Source organism: Bacillus sp. DC4300-2b2 (genome assembly GCF_049895685.1).
GTDB classification, from domain to species: domain Bacteria; phylum Bacillota; class Bacilli; order Bacillales; family Bacillaceae; genus Bacillus; species Bacillus safensis.
This window is the reverse complement of sequence record NZ_JAFCSW010000002.1, coordinates 160328-177994: the sequence shown is the minus strand read 5'-3', so window position 1 is coordinate 177994 and position 17667 is coordinate 160328. Positions and strand designations below refer to the sequence as shown.

The window sequence follows — 17667 nt, the reverse complement described above, 5'->3', positions numbered from 1 at the left end:
AGAGTTTGTCTTTTTTTATGTTCATTGAAAAATCCGCTTTATTTGCGAGGATATTCATTGACAATTGTTTTGTTCGTTAGTTAAACTCTTTAATAGTTAAACACTTAAACTAAAAAGGAGCAACGTATGGAACAAAATAAAATTGCCCAGCTCATCCAGAGGTATGCAGATGTCTATCTCATGATGGAGAAAAAAGTATCGAGTATGATCACAGAAAAGCTTGATAAAGAGCTGACGCTTGATCAATATTACTCCCTTCGATACATCAATTTACATCCGGGGTGTACATCAACGGACCTGGCTTATGTATGTAATGTAAACAAAAGTGCTGTAACATCCATGACCAATCGTCTTTTTACGAAAAACTATATTTTTCGTGAACATGATCAAGCAGACAGAAGAAATGTTCACCTGTACGTCACGCCAGAGGGCAAAGATGTAGTCAGCCGAATGGAAAAGCAGCTTCAAGACCTAGTTCGGTCTTATTTTGAAAAGCTTGAAGAAAAAGAAATGGAATCATTTATTCAAACATATGAAAAGATCTATCAAGTGATCATCGAAGAGGAGGCACAAAGTACTAATGAGAGCAATCATAAAGGGTAGATGGCTGATCACGATCCTGTGGGTCGTATTAGCGGCAGTGTTACTCATCACCGCTCCTAATATGGCGCAATTAACAAAAGAAAAAGGGCAAATTTCTGTACCAGACGGCTATCCGTCCTCATATGCCAATCAGTTATTAAAGAAAATGTCTGAAAACGGCGATACAGAAAAATCAATCGTGATTGTCTTCCAAGAAAAGAACATTGTGAAAGAAAGAGAAACATCTTTAAAAAAAGCTATGGACATTTTAGAAAAGGATCAAGATCTCCACATAGAGGACATCACTTCTTACTTTGAAGCCAATAAAGATATTAAAAAACAAATGCTCTCTAAAGATCAAACGACACTTCTTGTTCCAGTTACATATGACTCAAACAAAATCAAAGCGTCCGATTTTAAAGAAAGAGTCAATGAAAAGTTGAAAAGCTTAAACCTGAAATTTGAAATGACAGGGCAGCCGTTAATTGATGATGATGTTATCACAAGTTCGCAGGAAGGCCTGAAGAAAACAGAATTCATTACGATTGGGTTTATTCTCGTCGTCCTTGTTCTTGTCTTTAGATCAGCTGTGGCGCCTTTCGTTCCGTTAGTCGCAGTGGCACTGTCTTACTTGGTGAGTCAATCGATCGTGGCTTATTTGGTAAAATATGTAGACTTTCCGCTCTCGACCTTTACTCAGATCTTTATGGTCGCGATCATGTTTGGAATTGGAACGGACTACTGCATACTGCTTCTCAGCCGCTTTAAGGAAGAGATCGCACACGGTAAAGATAAAATTGAAGCGATTCTCATTACGTATAAAACAGCAGGAAAGACCGTCCTATTCAGCGGAATTGCAGTTCTGATCGGTTTTACATGTATTGGTCTGGCACAATTTCAGCTTTATAAATCAGCTGTTGCAGTAGCAGTCGGGGTTGCTGTGCTCATTGTGGCCCTTCTCACGATTGTACCGTTCTTTATGGCGGTTTTAGGAAAGGTGTTATTTTGGCCGATTAAAGGCGATATTGCTCATCCGCAGTCAAAAATGTGGGAAACAGCAGGCCGCTTTTCATTTAAGAAACCGCTTTTCAGCTTATTAATCGTAGGAATCATTACGCTTCCGCCAATTCTGATGTATAAAGGAACACTTTCTTATAATAGCTTAGATGAAATTGGTAATAAATACGAATCGGTCAACGCATTCAATACCATTTCTGACAAGTTTGGACCGGGTGAAGCACTTCCGGCAACAGTGGTCGTGAAATCAGCTGATGTTTTAGACAATAATGAAGGGCTGATTGCCATCGAAAAACTCAGCCGTGCAATTGAACAAACAGATGGCGTCAGCAAAGTCAGAAGTGCCACCCGTCCTGTCGGTAAAGGGCTGAGTGACCTGTACGTGAAATCACAAGCCAAGGAACTGAACACAGGGCTTGATAAAAGCAATGAGGGTTTGAAAAACATTCAAGATGCACTGACAACAATGAGTCAATCCATTGAGGATCAAACGCCGCAAATCAAATCATCTGGAAAAGGCATTAATAAATTGATTTCTGGTACAGAATCAGTGCAAACTGGGATTCAAAATGTTGAAAAATCCTTAAGAAAATTGCAAAACGGCATCGACCAAAATAAAAAAGGTGTAGCAGCCATTAAAAATGAAATCAAAGGTGCGAAAAAGGAATTAACGGCTCAAGTCGCACAAGTGAATCAGCAAGTTTCGCTGTACAAAAGCATTTCCAAAGAATTAAAGGCGGCTTTAGCGCAAGTGGATACATCATCATCTGCTGCAGCAGATGTAAAAGCGTTAATCAAACAAGCAAATACACAATTTAGTACACTTGAAAAGCAAATCCCGCAGGTCAAAGAAAATCAATCGTATCAAGCAATTAAAGCTTCATACAATGAACTTTCTGCGACCTTGCAAGAAGGAGCGAAACAGGCAGACAGCTATGCCAAACAAGCGAAAGAAGCTAGAAAGCAGCTTGAAGCAGCTGATGCCTTTATCGCAAAAGCTTCAGAACAGCAAAAAGTCTTGACGAGTCAAATCGATGAACTCATTGCTGGCTTAGATGCAGTTGAAACTGGACTGGATCAAACGTCTAAAGGCCAAGGACAATTAGCTGATAATATGCCAAAGCTTGCAAATGGAGCGGGCGACATCATTAATGGTCAAAAGCAAATGAAAGAAAAGATTGGCGGCTTTGGGGATGATCTGACAAAGCTGACAGATGGCCTGAACAAAAGTGTAACTGGACTGGAGAAAATTTCGAGCGGCTTAATGGGTGCAGGTGACTACTTAGATGAACTGAAAAATGCACCAGATCAAGACATGGCCGGCTGGTTTATTCCAAAAGACGTCTTAAAAAATAAAGCATTCAAGCAAGTATTTGATTCATACATGTCAGATGATCGCAAGATGACAAAAATTGATGTCATTTTAGAAAAAAACCCATATGGAAATGAAGCTCTGTCGACAATAAAACAAGTGGAAGCTTCTGTTGAAAGGGCACTTCCTGAAACAAACCTAAAAGATGCGTCATTTGGCGTTTCAGGTGTATCAAGCATGAACGCTGATCTGAAACAGCTGTCAGACCAAGATTTCAATAAGACGGTGCTTTACATGATGATTGGTATTTTCCTTATTTTGGTGATCTTGTTCCGTTCGCTTGTTATGCCGCTGTACTTAGTAGGTTCACTCATATTGACTTACTTTACAGCAATCGGTATAACAGAATTTATTTTCACCCATTTCTTCGGATATCCAGGCATTAACTGGGCTGTACCATTCTTTGGATTTGTCATATTAATGGCGCTCGGAGTCGATTATTCGATTTTCTTAATGGAGCGGTTTAATGAATACAAAACAAAAGACATCCAGTTTGCCATGACCGAATCAATGAAAAATATGGGGTCTGTCATTATGTCAGCTGCTGTTATTCTGGCAGGAACATTTGCCGCAATGCTTCCATCAGGTGTGCTGTCTCTCTTGCAGATTGCAACACTTGTCCTCACAGGACTTTTATTGTACGCACTCGTTGTGCTACCATTGTTCGTACCTGTAATGGTGAAATTGTTCGGATCAGCCAACTGGTTCCCATTTAAACGAAAAGAATAGGTATCCCATATAGAAAGAAGGAATAAATGTGATGAGTCGTTGGGCGCTGATAACAGGTGCCAGTGGCGGAATTGGGCAGGCAGCAGCCAAAAAGCTTGCCCAAGAAGGCTGCAACCTAATGCTTCATTATCATAAAAATGAACAGGCAGCTGTGCGCCTCGCCGATCATTTGGATGAGGCATATCACATTCAGACGCATGTCGTTCAAGCAGATTTAGCTAAAACGGGCGGAGCAGATGAGCTTGTCAGCCGACTGCCCCTCCGTCCAGATATACTTGTTTTAAATAGCGGCAGGAGCCATGTTGGATTGGTGACAGACACAGAAAAAGATGTCTTAGCCAGTATGGTGCAGCTTCATGTCACAAGTCCATATGAGCTTACCCAATCCCTTTTACCTGCCATGATCCAAAAGAAAGCAGGTCATATCATTGCGGTCAGCTCGATATGGGGAGAAACGGGAGCATCATGTGAAGTGCTGTACAGCATGGTCAAAGGTGCGCAAAATGCGTTTATAAAAGGATTAGCAAAAGAGCTTGCCCCAAGTGGAATAAGAGCAAATGCTGTCTCCCCTGGTGCTGTCAAAACAGACATGATGAATAGTTTTACGCAGGAAGACATCGCGATGCTGGAAGAAGAAATCCCGCTTGGCCGGCTTGCATCGCCTGAGGAAGTTGCAGATGTCATTTGGTTTCTCGCCTCAAAACAGTCAAGTTATATCACAGGTCAAATTTTATCTGTTAATGGCGGCTGGTACTGTTAAAAAACGTGTATAATTCGTCTCTCCATGACAAAAGCTATGGCTGTAATTCATCTTTTCGAATGGAGGAATCGACATGTCTGTACTTGAGAACTGGGACCATTGGAAAAACTTTTTAGGTGATCGCTTAAATCATGCGCAGGATAAAGGTTTAGAAGATGAGACCATCAATAACCTTGCATATGAAATTGGCGGATATCTAGCTAACGAAGTTGAGGCAAAGAACGAGCAGGAAAGAGTACTTGCTGACCTTTGGAGCGTTGCATCAGAAGATGAGCAGCGTGCCATTGCAAATATGATGGTCAAGTTAGTTGAAAATAATAGCTCACACTAAACAAAAAGAGGGGTCGTTTGTGCCTCTCTTTTTATTTTAACCGTTTCACAACATTGTGCTTTCTAAAAATGTGAAAATGCTTTATGATAAAGGAAGGTAAAAATTTGCCACAATGAAGGGGGTAATATCATTTGGCAAAGCTCGAATGGTATTTTGAATATGAGATACAGGTAAACCGTCCCGGACTTTTAGGAGACATTTCTTCTCTAATGGGGATGCTTTCAATTAATATTGTGACAATCAATGGTGTTGATGTATCAAGACGCGGAATGCTTTTACGCTGTGACCACACAGATCAAATTAAGCGGCTTGAATCAATTTTAAATACAATGGAAACGATAAAAGTAACGAAATTAAGACAGCCAAAGCTTCGTGACCGCTTAGCTGTTCGTCATGGAAGATACATACAGCGTGATGCGGATGACAAAAAGACGTTCCGTTTTGAAAGAGACGAGCTCGGTCTTCTTGTTGATTTTATGGCTGAACTCTTTAAAAAAGAAGGACATAAATTGATTGGGATTCGCGGTATGCCGCGTGTCGGAAAAACAGAATCAATTGTGGCTTCAAGTGTTTGTGCAAGTAAGAGATGGCTGTTTGTTTCGTCTACTCTTTTGAAACAGACGATCCGAAGTCAGCTGATCGCAGATGAATACAGCCCAGATAACGTCTTTATTATTGATGGGATTGTATCGACAAGAAGAGGTTCTGAGAAGCACTTGCAGCTTTTAAGGGAAATTATGAGACTGCCGGCAACGAAGGTGGTTGAGCATCCAGACATCTTTATTCAAAATTCAGAATATACAATGGATGATTTCGACTATATCATTGAATTGCGTAATAGTGCAGACGAAGAGATTACATATGAACACGCTGAAGAACCACAAGTGTTTGATCATTCTGGTTTTTCTGGCTTCGATTTTTAATATGGTAATGGTAGGTGTTTGTTTTGACTGAATTGGGAAAACGGCTCGTTGAGGCCAGAGAGGAAAAAGGGATGTCGCTGGAGGATCTCCAGACGGTTACCAAGATCCAAAAGCGCTATTTGCTAGCAATCGAACAAGGAAACTATGATATTATTCCAGGTAAATTTTACGTCAGAGCGTTTATTAAACAATATGCCGAAGCCGTTGGACTGAATCCTGAACAATTGTTCGAAGAATTTCGTAAAGATGTTCCAAGCACGTATAACGATGAAGTATCTGATAAATTATCAAATATTAAGCCGCAAAGAGAGCTGCCAAAGCCTGCCTCGAAAGTGCTAGAATTATTGCCGACAATTTTAATTATTGGAGGCATCATTGTGGTCATCGCCATCATTTATGTGATCGTGCAGGCGGTCAATCATGATAGCGGACAGAAGAATAATCAGGCGGCTCCTCAGCAATCAGAATCTAAATATGAAGTATCTAAGGATTCATCTCTTGCAAAAGATCAAAAGAAAAAAGAAAAAACTTCGTCAGATGATAAAGAAAAATCATCTAAAAAAGATGATTCATCAAAAGACGATGAAACTGTTTCTTTAAAGGCGACGAATACAGAAGGCTCGACGACAACTTATGAAGTATCAGGTGCTGACGAAATGGAGTTAACCATTTCTGCCTCGCAAGCTTCATGGCTGCGCGTAAGAGACGAATCTGGAAAAGTGCTGAAGATGGGTGAACTAAAAGATGGCGAATCGTTTAAAACAGATATGTCTGATCTTTCTCAGGTCGATATCCGTCTAGGCAATGCGTCTGGAATTGATATCAAGGTAAATGACGAGACACTTAAGTACGAATTAGACCCTAAGAACACCATGACACAAAACATTGTGATTGTGAATAAAGGAAAGGAAAAGTCATCTTAAGCAAGTAGATGACTTTTCTTTTGTTCCTACTATTATATACATAAAAAATTGCATTATTGGAGGATTGGATTTCATGTTTAACTTACCGAATAAAATAACCCTTTCTAGGATCGCCTTGATCCCTGTTTTTATGATTATTATGCTTGCACCGTTAGATTGGGGTGTTGCACGCTTTGGCGACGTCAGCATCGAAGTGACGCACCTTGTTGGAGCGATCCTGTTTATTGTCGCTTCAACAACTGACTGGATTGATGGATACTACGCACGCAAGCTTAATTTGGTGACAAACTTTGGTAAATTTTTAGATCCGCTTGCAGATAAATTGCTTGTTTCAGCTGCTTTAATTATACTTGTTCAATACAACCTCACACCGGCATGGATGGCGATTGTGATCATCAGCCGTGAATTTGCTGTAACTGGTCTAAGGCTTGTATTAGCCGGAGGCGGTGAAGTAGTGGCAGCGAATATGCTTGGAAAAGTGAAGACGTGGGCGCAAATCATTGCGATTTCAGCACTTTTACTGCATAACCTGCCGTTTGAACTTGTATCATTCCCGTTTGGTGATCTAGCGATGTGGGTAGCGGTGTTCTTCACTGTTGTCTCAGGCTGGGATTACTTTGCAAAAAACTGGGAAGCTTTAAAGAATTCTAACTAAAAAGGACGTGTACGCTTTGAAGTCAGAGAGAAAAGCAGAAATTATTGCAGTCGGTTCCGAACTCTTGCTAGGGCAAATTACGAATACGAATGCACAATTCATCAGCAAACAACTAGCTGAAATTGGTGTGAATGTTTATTACCACACAGCAGTTGGTGACAATCCAGAGCGTTTAAAACAGGCCATTCAGGTGGCGCAGGAAAGATCTAATTTTATTATCTTCTCAGGTGGTCTTGGACCAACCAAAGATGACTTAACAAAAGAAACAATTGCGAGCACGCTCGGTAAAGAGCTTGTACTAAATGAAGAAGCATTTGAATCGATTCAAGACTACTTTCGAAAGACCGGCCGCGATATGTCACCGAACAACCGTAAGCAGGCACTCGTTCTAGAAGGATCAGATGTGCTTGTGAACCGTTTCGGGATGGCTCCAGGTATGTTTGTTCAAGAAGATAATACGTTTTATATGCTTCTTCCTGGACCGCCAAGTGAATTGCACCCGATGTTTGAAAACGAGGCAAAGCCGCTTATTTCTGAGAAGCTTGGCTTAAAGGAAAAAATTGTGTCTGTTGTTCTGCGCTTCTTCGGAATAGGTGAATCGCAGCTTGAAACAGACCTAGAAGATTTAATTGATGCTCAAACCAACCCGACGATTGCACCACTCGCATCTGACGGTGAAGTGACGCTAAGGCTGACTGCTAAGCATGAGGATGAAAAAGAAACAGAGCGTCTGTTAAAAGAAACAGAAGCACAAATTTTAGCGCGGGTAGGAGAGTACTTCTACGGATATGGGGATACATCACTTGTCCGCGAAGCGTCCAAAGCCTTGCACGAGCACGGGAAAACAGTAGCAGCAGCAGAAAGCCTGACTGGCGGAATGTTCTCCGAATGGCTGACAGATCTCGAAGGAGCATCATCCATTTTGAACGGAAGTGTGGTTTGTTATACAAACCAAGTCAAACAGCAGGTACTTGGCTGCCGGGAAGAAACACTGTCTTCTCATGGGGCTGTCAGTAAAGAGTGCGCTTTAGAGCTTGCTGAAGGGGTTAGGAAGCTGACCGGAAGTGATATTGGCATTAGCTTTACGGGTGTAGCAGGACCTGATACCCAAGAGGGTCAGCCTGTTGGAAAAGTATTCATTGGACTATCGACGAAAGACCAGACGGACGTGTTTGAATGGATGTTTACAGGCAGCCGGTCGGGCATTCGAAAGCGCGCTGTGAAATATGGTCTGCATCACTTACTCAACTTATTAAAAGAGAGTTAATTTTGTTTTTTGTTAGGTTTACTCCTTTATAAAAGAGCGTTTTTTTTAATAGAAAACACTCTTTTCTTAAAAAATCGGCCGAGAAAAAAATCGAATATGTGTTCGTTTTTTTCTTGGCAAATGACGTAAAACAAGGTATAGTATAGATAGTGGAATTGATAAAGGAGGAAACAATAGAATGAGTGATCGTCAAGCAGCCTTAGATATGGCTCTTAAACAAATAGAAAAACAGTTTGGTAAAGGCTCTATTATGAAACTAGGAGAGCAAACAGATACACGTATTTCAACAGTACCTAGTGGTTCGTTAGCACTTGATACTGCGCTTGGAATAGGCGGATATCCCCGAGGCCGTATTATCGAAGTATATGGTCCAGAGAGTTCTGGTAAAACGACAGTAGCCCTTCATGCCATTGCTGAAGTTCAGCAGCAGGGAGGACAAGCTGCATTTATTGATGCAGAGCATGCACTCGATCCAGTTTACGCTAAAAAACTAGGTGTCAACATTGATGAACTGTTACTTTCTCAGCCGGATACAGGAGAGCAAGCACTTGAAATTGCTGAAGCTCTTGTCCGCAGCGGGGCAGTTGATATTGTTGTTATTGACTCTGTAGCTGCTCTTGTACCAAAAGCAGAGATTGAAGGAGACATGGGTGATTCACACGTTGGTCTTCAAGCGCGTTTGATGTCTCAAGCTCTTCGTAAGCTATCAGGTGCTATCAACAAATCAAAAACAATTGCCATCTTTATTAACCAAATTCGTGAAAAAGTTGGTGTCATGTTCGGTAACCCTGAAACAACGCCTGGTGGACGTGCGCTGAAGTTCTATTCATCTGTTCGTTTAGAAGTGCGCCGTGCTGAACAGCTGAAACAAGGCAATGACATTATGGGGAATAAAACGAGAATTAAAGTGGTGAAAAACAAAGTAGCACCGCCATTCCGTATTGCGGAAGTAGACATTATGTACGGTGAAGGGATCTCAAAAGAGGGAGAAATCATCGACCTTGGAAGCGAACTAGATATCGTACAAAAGAGCGGTGCTTGGTATTCTTACCAAGAGGAACGTCTTGGACAAGGCCGTGAAAATGCGAAACAGTTTCTAAAAGAAAATAAAGATATCATGCTGATGATCCAGGAGCAAATTCGCGAACATTACGGTTTGGATAATAACGGAGTAGCGCAGCAGGAATCTGAAGAGGCGCTAGAACAATTAGAATTAGAATAAAAATAAAATTAGTATGAAATGATAAAAAAGGCTGGGTGAAAAAATCCAGCCTTTTTTATTTTACAAAAAACTTTTCGACAACTTTTTCAGTACTTCATCCGTCTAAAGTGTACAAAATGGAATTTATTTTGGGAGGAAAAAATAATGACAAGCCCGACCCGCAGAGGAACTGCAAAACGCAGACAGAGAAAACCAAGTCAGAGGGGAAAACTTGTGCTTGTTTTTTTAGCAGCGATGATTTGCTTTACGATGTGGAATGTGCTTCATCGAAATAGTGAAGAGAACAACCCGTTTCAAAAAACAGCAGTAGCTTTAGAAAACAGCCAGAAAAAAGAAGTCAAAAGGAAAACTGCCAAAAAATCAGAGGAACAAATCAAAACAGTGGACCGCAATCAGAAAATCAGCAGCTATTTAAATGAGATCGGTTTCAGCGGAACAGCCATGATTGTTAGAAATGGAGAAATTGTAACAAATAAAGGTTTTGGTTATGCAGACCGTAAACGAAAAATTCAAAATAATCCATTTACATCTTTTTATGTCGGTTCGTCACAAAAAGCGCTGATTGCAACCGCTATTTTGCAGCTTGAGGAAAAGGGGAAACTTCAGACAAGTGATCCGGTAAGCACGTATTTACCTCATTTCCCTAACGGACAAACGATTACTTTGAAAAATCTGCTGACACATACATCGGGAATAAACGGACATATTGAAGGAAATGGCGCAATTACTCCGGACGAATTAATAAAAGACATAGAACGTCAGGGAATTCATCGTCAGCCGGGCGTATGGGGCTACAAGGATTCCAACTATTCTGTTCTTGCTTATATTGTGGCTGAAGTAAGCGGTGAGTCCTATGAACAATATATAACGAATCATATTTTTAAACCGGCGGGAATGACGCATGCAGGGTTTTACAAAACATATGAAAAAGAACCTTATCCTGCTGTCGGGTATAAGCTGAAAGGCAGCAGAATGGTTACACCGCATATGCCCGATCTATCTCAGCTGTATGGTGCTGGAGATATTTATATGAGAGCTATAGATATGTACAAATTTGACCAAGCCCTGATAGACGGCAAACTGTATTCGCAGAAGAGCTATAAAAAGATGTTTACGCCAGGAAGCAGCTCCACATACGGAATGGGATTTTATGTTGCTCCCGGTAGCTATTCAAACCATGGTGTCATGCCGGGCTTCAACATTTTGAACAGCTTTAGCAAATCTGGGCAAACCATTGTTGTATTGTTCTCAAACATTCAAAACAACAATAAACTGGGCCAAGTGAACAATAAAGTATATCAGCTGCTGAATCAAGAATAATTCTGATCTGCTTTTGCAAACGCTAAGATGGCAAGCTTGACAAGTATTTCCGACACAATTACAATGGGAATGTATCACTTGTTTTTCTTAACATGATTGATAACTAATTTAAACTTGACAAGGGCAGTGAGGATCTCATTCCCTGTGAAGGCCCTGTATGTTGAGACACAAAACAATGTACATGCCGACACTTTATTTGTAAAACCAAGTTCATAGCAAGAGGAGGTGAAAATATGTCGCCTACGATGTTTACGATCATCTCCATTTTGCTGAGCCTAATCTGTTTAGTTGTTGGCTACTTTGTTCGTAAAACCATTGCAGAAGCAAAAATATCCGGCGCAAGAAACATGGCCGAACAAATTGTTGAGGATGCAAAGCGTGATGCGGAAGCATTGAAGAAAGAAGCGCTCTTGGAAGCGAAAGATGAAATTCATTCGTTTCGTGTAGAGGCGGAGCAAGAAGTTCGTGAAAGACGAAATGAGCTTCAAAGACAAGAAAACCGTTTACTTCAAAAAGAGGAAAATCTTGATCGCAAAGACGAATCTTTAGATAAACGGGAGTCCCTGTTGGAGAAGAGAGATCATTCTCTGAATGAACGACAACAACATATTGAAGAGATGGAAAGCAAAGTGGATGATATGATTCGTTTGCAGAAAGCCGAGTTGGAACGTATTTCAAGTCTAACTCGAGATGAAGCGAAACAAATCATTCTGGATCAAGTTGAAAATGAGCTTTCCCACGACATTGCAGTCATGACGAAAGAATCTGAAAACCGAGCGAAAGAAGAGGCTGACAAAAAGGCGAAAAACATTCTTTCACTTGCGTTACAGCGTTGTGCAGCTGATCATGTAGCTGAAACAACGGTATCTGTAGTCAATCTTCCAAATGATGAGATGAAAGGTCGTATTATCGGACGTGAAGGACGAAATATCCGTACGTTAGAAACGTTAACAGGTATTGACTTGATCATAGATGATACACCTGAAGCTGTTATCCTATCGGGCTTTGATCCGATTAGACGTGAAACAGCGAGGATAGCTCTGGACAAGCTAGTCCAGGATGGCCGCATTCATCCTGCACGAATTGAAGAGATGGTGGAAAAATCACGCCGTGAAGTCGATGATTATATCCGCGAGATGGGTGAGCAAACGACATTCGAAGTCGGAGTTCACGGTCTGCATCCGGATCTTATCAAAATTCTCGGCCGCTTGAAATTCCGTACAAGTTATGGACAAAATGTCCTGAAGCATTCAATTGAGGTTGCACATCTTGCAGGTCTCATGGCTTCAGAGCTTGGAGAAGATGCAAAGCTTGCAAAACGAGCAGGTCTTCTGCATGACATTGGAAAAGCCATTGATCATGAAGTAGAAGGAAGCCACGTAGAAATTGGCGTTGAGCTTGCGACGAAATATAAAGAGCATCCTGTTGTCATCAACAGTATTGCCTCTCACCACGGTGACCAAGAACCGACATCTATTATCGCTGTTCTTGTTGCGGCAGCTGATGCATTATCTGCAGCACGCCCTGGTGCAAGAAGTGAGACGCTTGAAAATTACATTCGGAGACTTGAGAAATTAGAAGATATCTCTGAATCTTATGAAGGTGTTGAAAAATCGTTTGCGATACAGGCTGGACGTGAAGTACGTATTATGGTGAAGCCAGATTCAATTAATGATCTTGAAGCTCACCGTCTAGCAAGGGATATTCGTAAGCGAATTGAGGACGAGCTCGATTACCCTGGTCACATTAAAGTGACAGTCATTCGAGAAACTCGCGCAGTAGAGTATGCAAAATAGAGCGGTGCGCTTAGCGCCGCTTTATTTTTTTGTGTAAATATGCAACACTGATAAGAAGATCAATTTATAAGAGAAAGGGTTCAAAAGCGCATGAAAATATTATTTGTTGGAGATATCGTTGGTTCACCTGGCAGAGACACACTGAAAGAATACTTGCCAAAGCTGAAGAAAAAATATCAGCCGCACTTTACCATTGTCAACGGAGAAAATGCAGCTCATGGGAAAGGTCTGACTGAAAAAATCTATCATGAGCTCCTGCAAGCAGGAGCTGATGTGCTCACAATGGGCAACCATACATGGGATAAAAGAGATATTTTTGATTTCATCGATGACGCAGCCAATATAGTGCGTCCTGCTAACTTCCCAGAAGGCACACCTGGAAAAGGTCTCACGTTTATTAAAAAACAAGGAAAAGAACTGGCTGTCATCAACCTGCAAGGACGTACGTTTTTACCGCCAATCGACTGCCCATTTCAAAAAGTAGATGAATTAATTGCGGAAGCATCCAAACGGACCCCGTTTATTTTCATTGATTTTCATGGTGAAGCCACAAGTGAAAAGCAAGCAATGGGCTGGTATACAGACGGCCGTGCATCATGTGTCGTTGGAACACATACACATGTTCAAACAGCAGATAACCGCGTATTGCCAAAAGGAACTGCGTATATTTCAGATGTCGGGATGACAGGACCTTATGATGGCATTTTAGGTGTTGACCGAGAAACGATTATTAAACGATTCAAAACAAGTCTCCCAGTCCGGTTTGAAATTGCAGAAGGCCGCACAACGTTAAGTGCAGTCATCGTAGAAATTGACGAACAGTCGAAAAAAGCTGTCAAAATTGATCGAATTTTGATAAATGATGACCATATTTTCTTTGAATAAATGTTCACATATTTATTTCAGAAAAATATTAATCAGAAAGAAGGAATATGCGCCCTCTATCGTGAATATAGTAAAAATGGTAGGTAGCCTGCTATTTTTGAAAAACATTTTGGGGATGGATTTTCAAAAAAATAGCATCATCTAACAAAGATTGTTCTAATGAACACTCACTTATCCATTGTAAATTTAAGGGGGAGCAGAAATGGAAATTTTAAAAGTTTCAGCAAAGTCAAATCCGAATTCAGTAGCAGGAGCATTAGCGGGCGTTTTACGTGAACGCGGTGCAGCAGAAATACAAGCAATCGGCGCTGGAGCACTGAATCAGGCGGTTAAGGCTGTCGCCATTGCAAGGGGATTTGTTGCGCCAAGCGGAGTGGATTTGATATGCATTCCAGCCTTTACTGACATTCTGATCGATGGAGAAGAAAGAACAGCCATCAAATTGATTGTTGAGCCACGATAATTCTAATTTTATTATTTTCAACCTGCTTACATCATGTAAGCAGGTTGTTTTTGTTTACCGCTATACATTTCTTATATAACATATTCAGTTCGTGAAATAGATAAAAATGACATATTAGAGCTTGCATTTTTTCACCATGATGATAAATTAAGATTAAGTTGAATTTACTTCATCAAAAATAAATATTTAAGTAGGTGAAATAATGTTCGAAGCTTTTTTGAAAAGAGGAAAGCTTGTTTTTATTTTATTTTTTATCGTTCTCATTGCTGGCGGCTATTTATTTGCGCAGCTTCCTAAACGAGAGCTGCCAGAATTCGAGGCGAATCTCGTCACGATTTCAACCGTTTTTCCTGGTGCGGATGCAAAACAGGTGGAAAGAGATGTCACCAATAAGCTGGAATCAGCTCTATCTGATATCAATGGTGTAGAGAAAACGAGCTCGGTTTCTGCCATTGGTTTCTCAAATATTGTGCTTGAAATTGAGGACCAAGCCGACTTTCAAAAGGTGACAAGTCAAATTAAGAATGAAACGACAAGTGCTGCGTCATCTTTTCCTGACGAAGTGATGGAGCCGGATATAAAGGATGAGTTCGGCAGCGTGCCGGTTGGTTCTTATATGATTGTGTCGAGTCAATCATCGGACTTAGCAAAGAGTCAGAAATTGCTGCGTGCATTGAAGGAAAAAGTAGAGGACATCAAAGGAGTAGACAATGTCGTTATTAAAGGCTTTAATGACAAACAAGCGATATTAAACTTAGATTCAAACAAGCTGGAGGGTGAAGGGTTAAATGTAACTGATGTCACAAATGCCATCAATCAGGAATTTGACACATCTCCACTAGGCGATATTCGGGCAGGTAAAGAGAAGGTCAAGCTGTCCATCGATACATATGACCGCTTAGATCAAGTCAAAAAAATTGAGCTTTTCTCAAAAACAAAACGAGAGCCGGTCACAATTAATCAGCTTGGCAGCTTAAAAGAAGTAGAAAAAGAGAAAAGTGATATTGTGTCCTATAACGGAAAGCCCGCTTATTCATTTACAGTGAATATTAAACCAGGGCTTGATATTCCTAAAATGTATGACAAAGTCATTGATGTCATTGAGAAAGAAAAGCAATTGCCAAATGGGGTGGAGTGGGTAGACTACTATTCACAAAAAAGTGAAGTGGATGCCATTTTCAATGATTTAATAAAGGAAGCCATTGTTGCAGTCATCGCTGTCATTATCGTTACTACACTTGGACTCACGATTGGCGGGGCGTTTATCGTTTCACTCGCCATTCCGCTATCCATTACAATTGGAACCATTCCGCTGCCATTTTTACAAGTGGATCTCAATCAAATTTCAATCATCGGCTTTATCATTGCCTTAGGGATACTTGTCGATGATGCGATTGTCGTCAATGATAATATTTTAAGACAAATGAAAAAATACGAAAGTCCGCTTAAAGGAACAATTGCTGGCGTAAAAGAAGTCGCAGGGTCTATTTTGACATCAACACTTGCTGTTGTGTTTGCCTTCCTGCCGCTTGTTTTCCTATCAGGTGCCAACGGTTCATTTATTCGGGCATTACCGTCTGTTCTAGTAACGACTGTGCTTGCGTCCATGGTGATTTCGCTGACACTTGTGCCGGTCTATCAATATACTGTGAACAGGAAAAGAAAGAACAAGAAGAGTGAAAAAGAGCCTGGATTCCTAGGAAAACCATTAAAAAGGCTGGCGGATTTCTATGCAGACCGTGTGCTGAAAAACATTGTGAAGCGGCCGCTCGTTATTGGACTAAGTGGCTTGCTTGTTGCAACGCTTGCTTTTTTACTTATTTTCGTCACACCATTTGAATTTTTCCCTGCGGCGAATAAGAAAGAAGTGGTCGTCACTGTCACGCTTCCAAGTGAAACAACATTAGACAAAACAAATGAAACACTAAAAAGAATAGAACAAGAAATTAAGCAGCAAAAAGGCATTGAAGAAACGGCGATTTTTGCAGGCGGCGGGGTGCCGAATCTGTTTAATGAAAGTATTTCAAATGCAAGTGACCACACAGGTCAGATTGTTGTAAGAGTAGACAATGATCAGATGACAAGTAAGGCATTGATAGATCGTATGACCGAGCCTTTACGAGAGAAATTCAAAGAGGCTGATCTCTTTATGAAAACCATTGTTCAAGGACCGCCAACTGGAGCGCCAGTGACAGTAACAGTTGCAGGTGACTCTTTTACAAAGCTCATTGATGTCAAAGAAACGCTAACAAATGAAATGAAAGACAAAGGAGCAAGCTTGATTACGGATGATGTCAATAAGCCGGTGAAAACGATCTCCTTTGAATTAAACCGTGAGCGAATGGCAGAGGATGGGCTCAGTGCTCAATTTGTCAGCAGACAGCTTGGGCTTGTGACAGAAGGGATTCCATTAGGTACCTTTAAACAAGGAACAAATGATATCGATTTAGTGGTGAAACAGGATATAGGCACACATCAAAATGGTTTAAAGCTAAAAGAATTGAAAGTGCCTGTGAAGACAAACGAGGGTGGTATGCCTCAACTTGAGCCGCTTAGCCGATATGTAACAGAAAAAGAAACAGAGCAGTATGAAAGCATTCCACATGAAAATGGAGTTCCAACTATTACGCTAAAGGCGTATCCCGGCGCATCAGATTCGTTTAAAGACGATATGAAAGAAGTCGTCAATCAAGTGGGGAAAAGCGCGGCAGCGAAGGATTTGGACATTTCACAAGGTGGAGAAAATGAAAATCAGACCCGGTTCTTTATTGAAATTAGTCTCTTATTTGTGGTTGTCTTGCTGCTCATTTACGTGACCATCGCATTCCAATTCAATTCATTGATGCTTCCGCTGTTAGTTCTAGGAACGGTTTACTTAGCCGTATCAGGAGCCATTATCGGACTGTTTGTCACACAAACGCCATTCAGCTTTATGGCAACAATGGGAATTGTCTCATTGGCTGGTATTGTTGTTCGAAATGCGGTCGTCTTATTTGAATTTATTGAACAGCGTCGCAAGCAAGGGTTTGATCAACAGACAGCTGTCATTGAAGCGGGAAGAGCAAGGATTAGACCGATACTTTTAACAGCATTTACGGCATTAGTTGCATTAATGCCTGTTGCATTCAGTCATGATCCACTCTTTAAGCCGCTGGCCATCTGCATTGTATCGGGTGTCTTTTTCTCAACAATTCTGACATTATTCATTGTGCCAGCCCTATATGTTGCCGTTTCAAAGAAACGCTGACGATGAAAGCAGATCTCCTTTCAACCGGAGATTTGCTTTTTTTTTTATGAAAAATATCTAAAAAAATATGTGGGGTGTTCATTTGTCTTTATCTAGTAGACAGTGGTATTTACGACTAAAATAAGTCGTGTTAAAATCTGATTGGGAGAAGTTTTTTAACAAAGGGGTTGTACGT

General features: G+C 40.9%; 14 protein-coding genes. All 14 read left to right on the top strand.

Annotation, left to right across the window (positions count from 1 at the left end):
• Positions 1 to 126: 126 nt before the first annotated feature.
• The 14 genes from ACP69X_RS05825 (at position 127) to ACP69X_RS05760 (ending at position 17492) form a co-directional block, all read left to right on the top strand.
• Entirely contained in the window at positions 127 to 603 is a 477-nt protein-coding gene (locus ACP69X_RS05825; protein ID WP_041084797.1) for a MarR family winged helix-turn-helix transcriptional regulator, read from the top strand.
• Positions 581 to 3700: an MMPL family transporter gene (locus ACP69X_RS05820; RefSeq protein WP_426052514.1), complete on the top strand. Its 3120-nt coding sequence runs from the start codon at positions 581 to 583 to the stop codon at positions 3698 to 3700. The genes ACP69X_RS05825 and ACP69X_RS05820 overlap by 23 nt, the downstream gene beginning before the upstream one ends.
• Before the next feature lie 31 nt (positions 3701 to 3731).
• The gene (gene ymfI / locus ACP69X_RS05815; protein WP_041084795.1) at positions 3732 to 4460 is read left to right on the top strand and encodes an elongation factor P 5-aminopentanone reductase; all 729 of its coding nucleotides are present in this window, start codon (positions 3732 to 3734) and stop codon (positions 4458 to 4460) included.
• 73 nt (positions 4461 to 4533) lie between these two features.
• Positions 4534 to 4791, top strand: a complete 258-nt coding sequence (locus ACP69X_RS05810) for a DUF3243 domain-containing protein (RefSeq protein ID WP_024424114.1) — start codon at positions 4534 to 4536, stop codon at positions 4789 to 4791.
• 131 nt (positions 4792 to 4922) lie between these two features.
• Complete coding sequence (locus ACP69X_RS05805; RefSeq protein WP_003211480.1) at positions 4923 to 5714, top strand: DUF3388 domain-containing protein; 792 nt, start codon at positions 4923 to 4925, stop codon at positions 5712 to 5714.
• A 23-nt stretch (positions 5715 to 5737) separates the two neighbouring features.
• Positions 5738 to 6637 (top strand): helix-turn-helix domain-containing protein, encoded by a 900-nt coding sequence (locus tag ACP69X_RS05800; RefSeq protein WP_075611412.1) that lies wholly within the window; start codon positions 5738 to 5740, stop codon positions 6635 to 6637.
• A gap of 73 nt (positions 6638 to 6710) precedes the next feature.
• Positions 6711 to 7292: a CDP-diacylglycerol--glycerol-3-phosphate 3-phosphatidyltransferase gene (gene pgsA / locus ACP69X_RS05795; RefSeq protein WP_008358030.1), complete on the top strand. Its 582-nt coding sequence runs from the start codon at positions 6711 to 6713 to the stop codon at positions 7290 to 7292.
• Positions 7293 to 7308: 16 nt separating this feature from the next.
• Positions 7309 to 8559, top strand: a complete 1251-nt coding sequence (locus ACP69X_RS05790; protein WP_041084792.1) for a competence/damage-inducible protein A — start codon at positions 7309 to 7311, stop codon at positions 8557 to 8559.
• Between the two features lie 178 nt (positions 8560 to 8737).
• Positions 8738 to 9781: a recombinase RecA gene (gene recA / locus ACP69X_RS05785; protein WP_041084791.1), complete on the top strand. Its 1044-nt coding sequence runs from the start codon at positions 8738 to 8740 to the stop codon at positions 9779 to 9781.
• A gap of 144 nt (positions 9782 to 9925) precedes the next feature.
• Positions 9926 to 11101 carry a serine hydrolase domain-containing protein gene (locus ACP69X_RS05780; protein WP_073979735.1) on the top strand — a complete coding sequence of 392 codons (1176 nt, stop codon included), beginning with the start codon at positions 9926 to 9928 and terminating at the stop codon, positions 11099 to 11101.
• A gap of 233 nt (positions 11102 to 11334) precedes the next feature.
• Positions 11335 to 12897: a ribonuclease Y gene (gene rny / locus ACP69X_RS05775; protein WP_003211958.1), complete on the top strand. Its 1563-nt coding sequence runs from the start codon at positions 11335 to 11337 to the stop codon at positions 12895 to 12897.
• Between the two features lie 90 nt (positions 12898 to 12987).
• Complete coding sequence (locus ACP69X_RS05770; RefSeq protein ID WP_041084789.1) at positions 12988 to 13782, top strand: TIGR00282 family metallophosphoesterase; 795 nt, start codon at positions 12988 to 12990, stop codon at positions 13780 to 13782.
• 202 nt (positions 13783 to 13984) lie between these two features.
• A complete protein-coding gene (spoVS, locus tag ACP69X_RS05765; protein WP_003211281.1) occupies positions 13985 to 14245 on the top strand; it encodes a stage V sporulation protein SpoVS in 261 nt (86 codons plus the stop codon).
• Positions 14246 to 14447: 202 nt separating this feature from the next.
• Positions 14448 to 17492: an efflux RND transporter permease subunit gene (locus tag ACP69X_RS05760; RefSeq protein ID WP_041084788.1), complete on the top strand. Its 3045-nt coding sequence runs from the start codon at positions 14448 to 14450 to the stop codon at positions 17490 to 17492.
• Positions 17493 to 17667 lie beyond the last annotated feature (175 nt).

Coding starts and splice junctions, on each gene's coding strand:
- ACP69X_RS05825 (WP_041084797.1), top strand. CDS start 127: ATGGAACAAAATAAAATTGCCCAGCTCATCCAGAGGTATGCAGATGTC.
- ACP69X_RS05820 (WP_426052514.1), top strand. CDS start 581: ATGAGAGCAATCATAAAGGGTAGATGGCTGATCACGATCCTGTGGGTC.
- ymfI (WP_041084795.1), top strand. CDS start 3,732: ATGAGTCGTTGGGCGCTGATAACAGGTGCCAGTGGCGGAATTGGGCAG.
- ACP69X_RS05810 (WP_024424114.1), top strand. CDS start 4,534: ATGTCTGTACTTGAGAACTGGGACCATTGGAAAAACTTTTTAGGTGAT.
- pgsA (WP_008358030.1), top strand. CDS start 6,711: ATGTTTAACTTACCGAATAAAATAACCCTTTCTAGGATCGCCTTGATC.
- recA (WP_041084791.1), top strand. CDS start 8,738: ATGAGTGATCGTCAAGCAGCCTTAGATATGGCTCTTAAACAAATAGAA.
- ACP69X_RS05780 (WP_073979735.1), top strand. CDS start 9,926: ATGACAAGCCCGACCCGCAGAGGAACTGCAAAACGCAGACAGAGAAAA.
- rny (WP_003211958.1), top strand. CDS start 11,335: ATGTCGCCTACGATGTTTACGATCATCTCCATTTTGCTGAGCCTAATC.
- ACP69X_RS05770 (WP_041084789.1), top strand. CDS start 12,988: ATGAAAATATTATTTGTTGGAGATATCGTTGGTTCACCTGGCAGAGAC.
- spoVS (WP_003211281.1), top strand. CDS start 13,985: ATGGAAATTTTAAAAGTTTCAGCAAAGTCAAATCCGAATTCAGTAGCA.
- ACP69X_RS05760 (WP_041084788.1), top strand. CDS start 14,448: ATGTTCGAAGCTTTTTTGAAAAGAGGAAAGCTTGTTTTTATTTTATTT.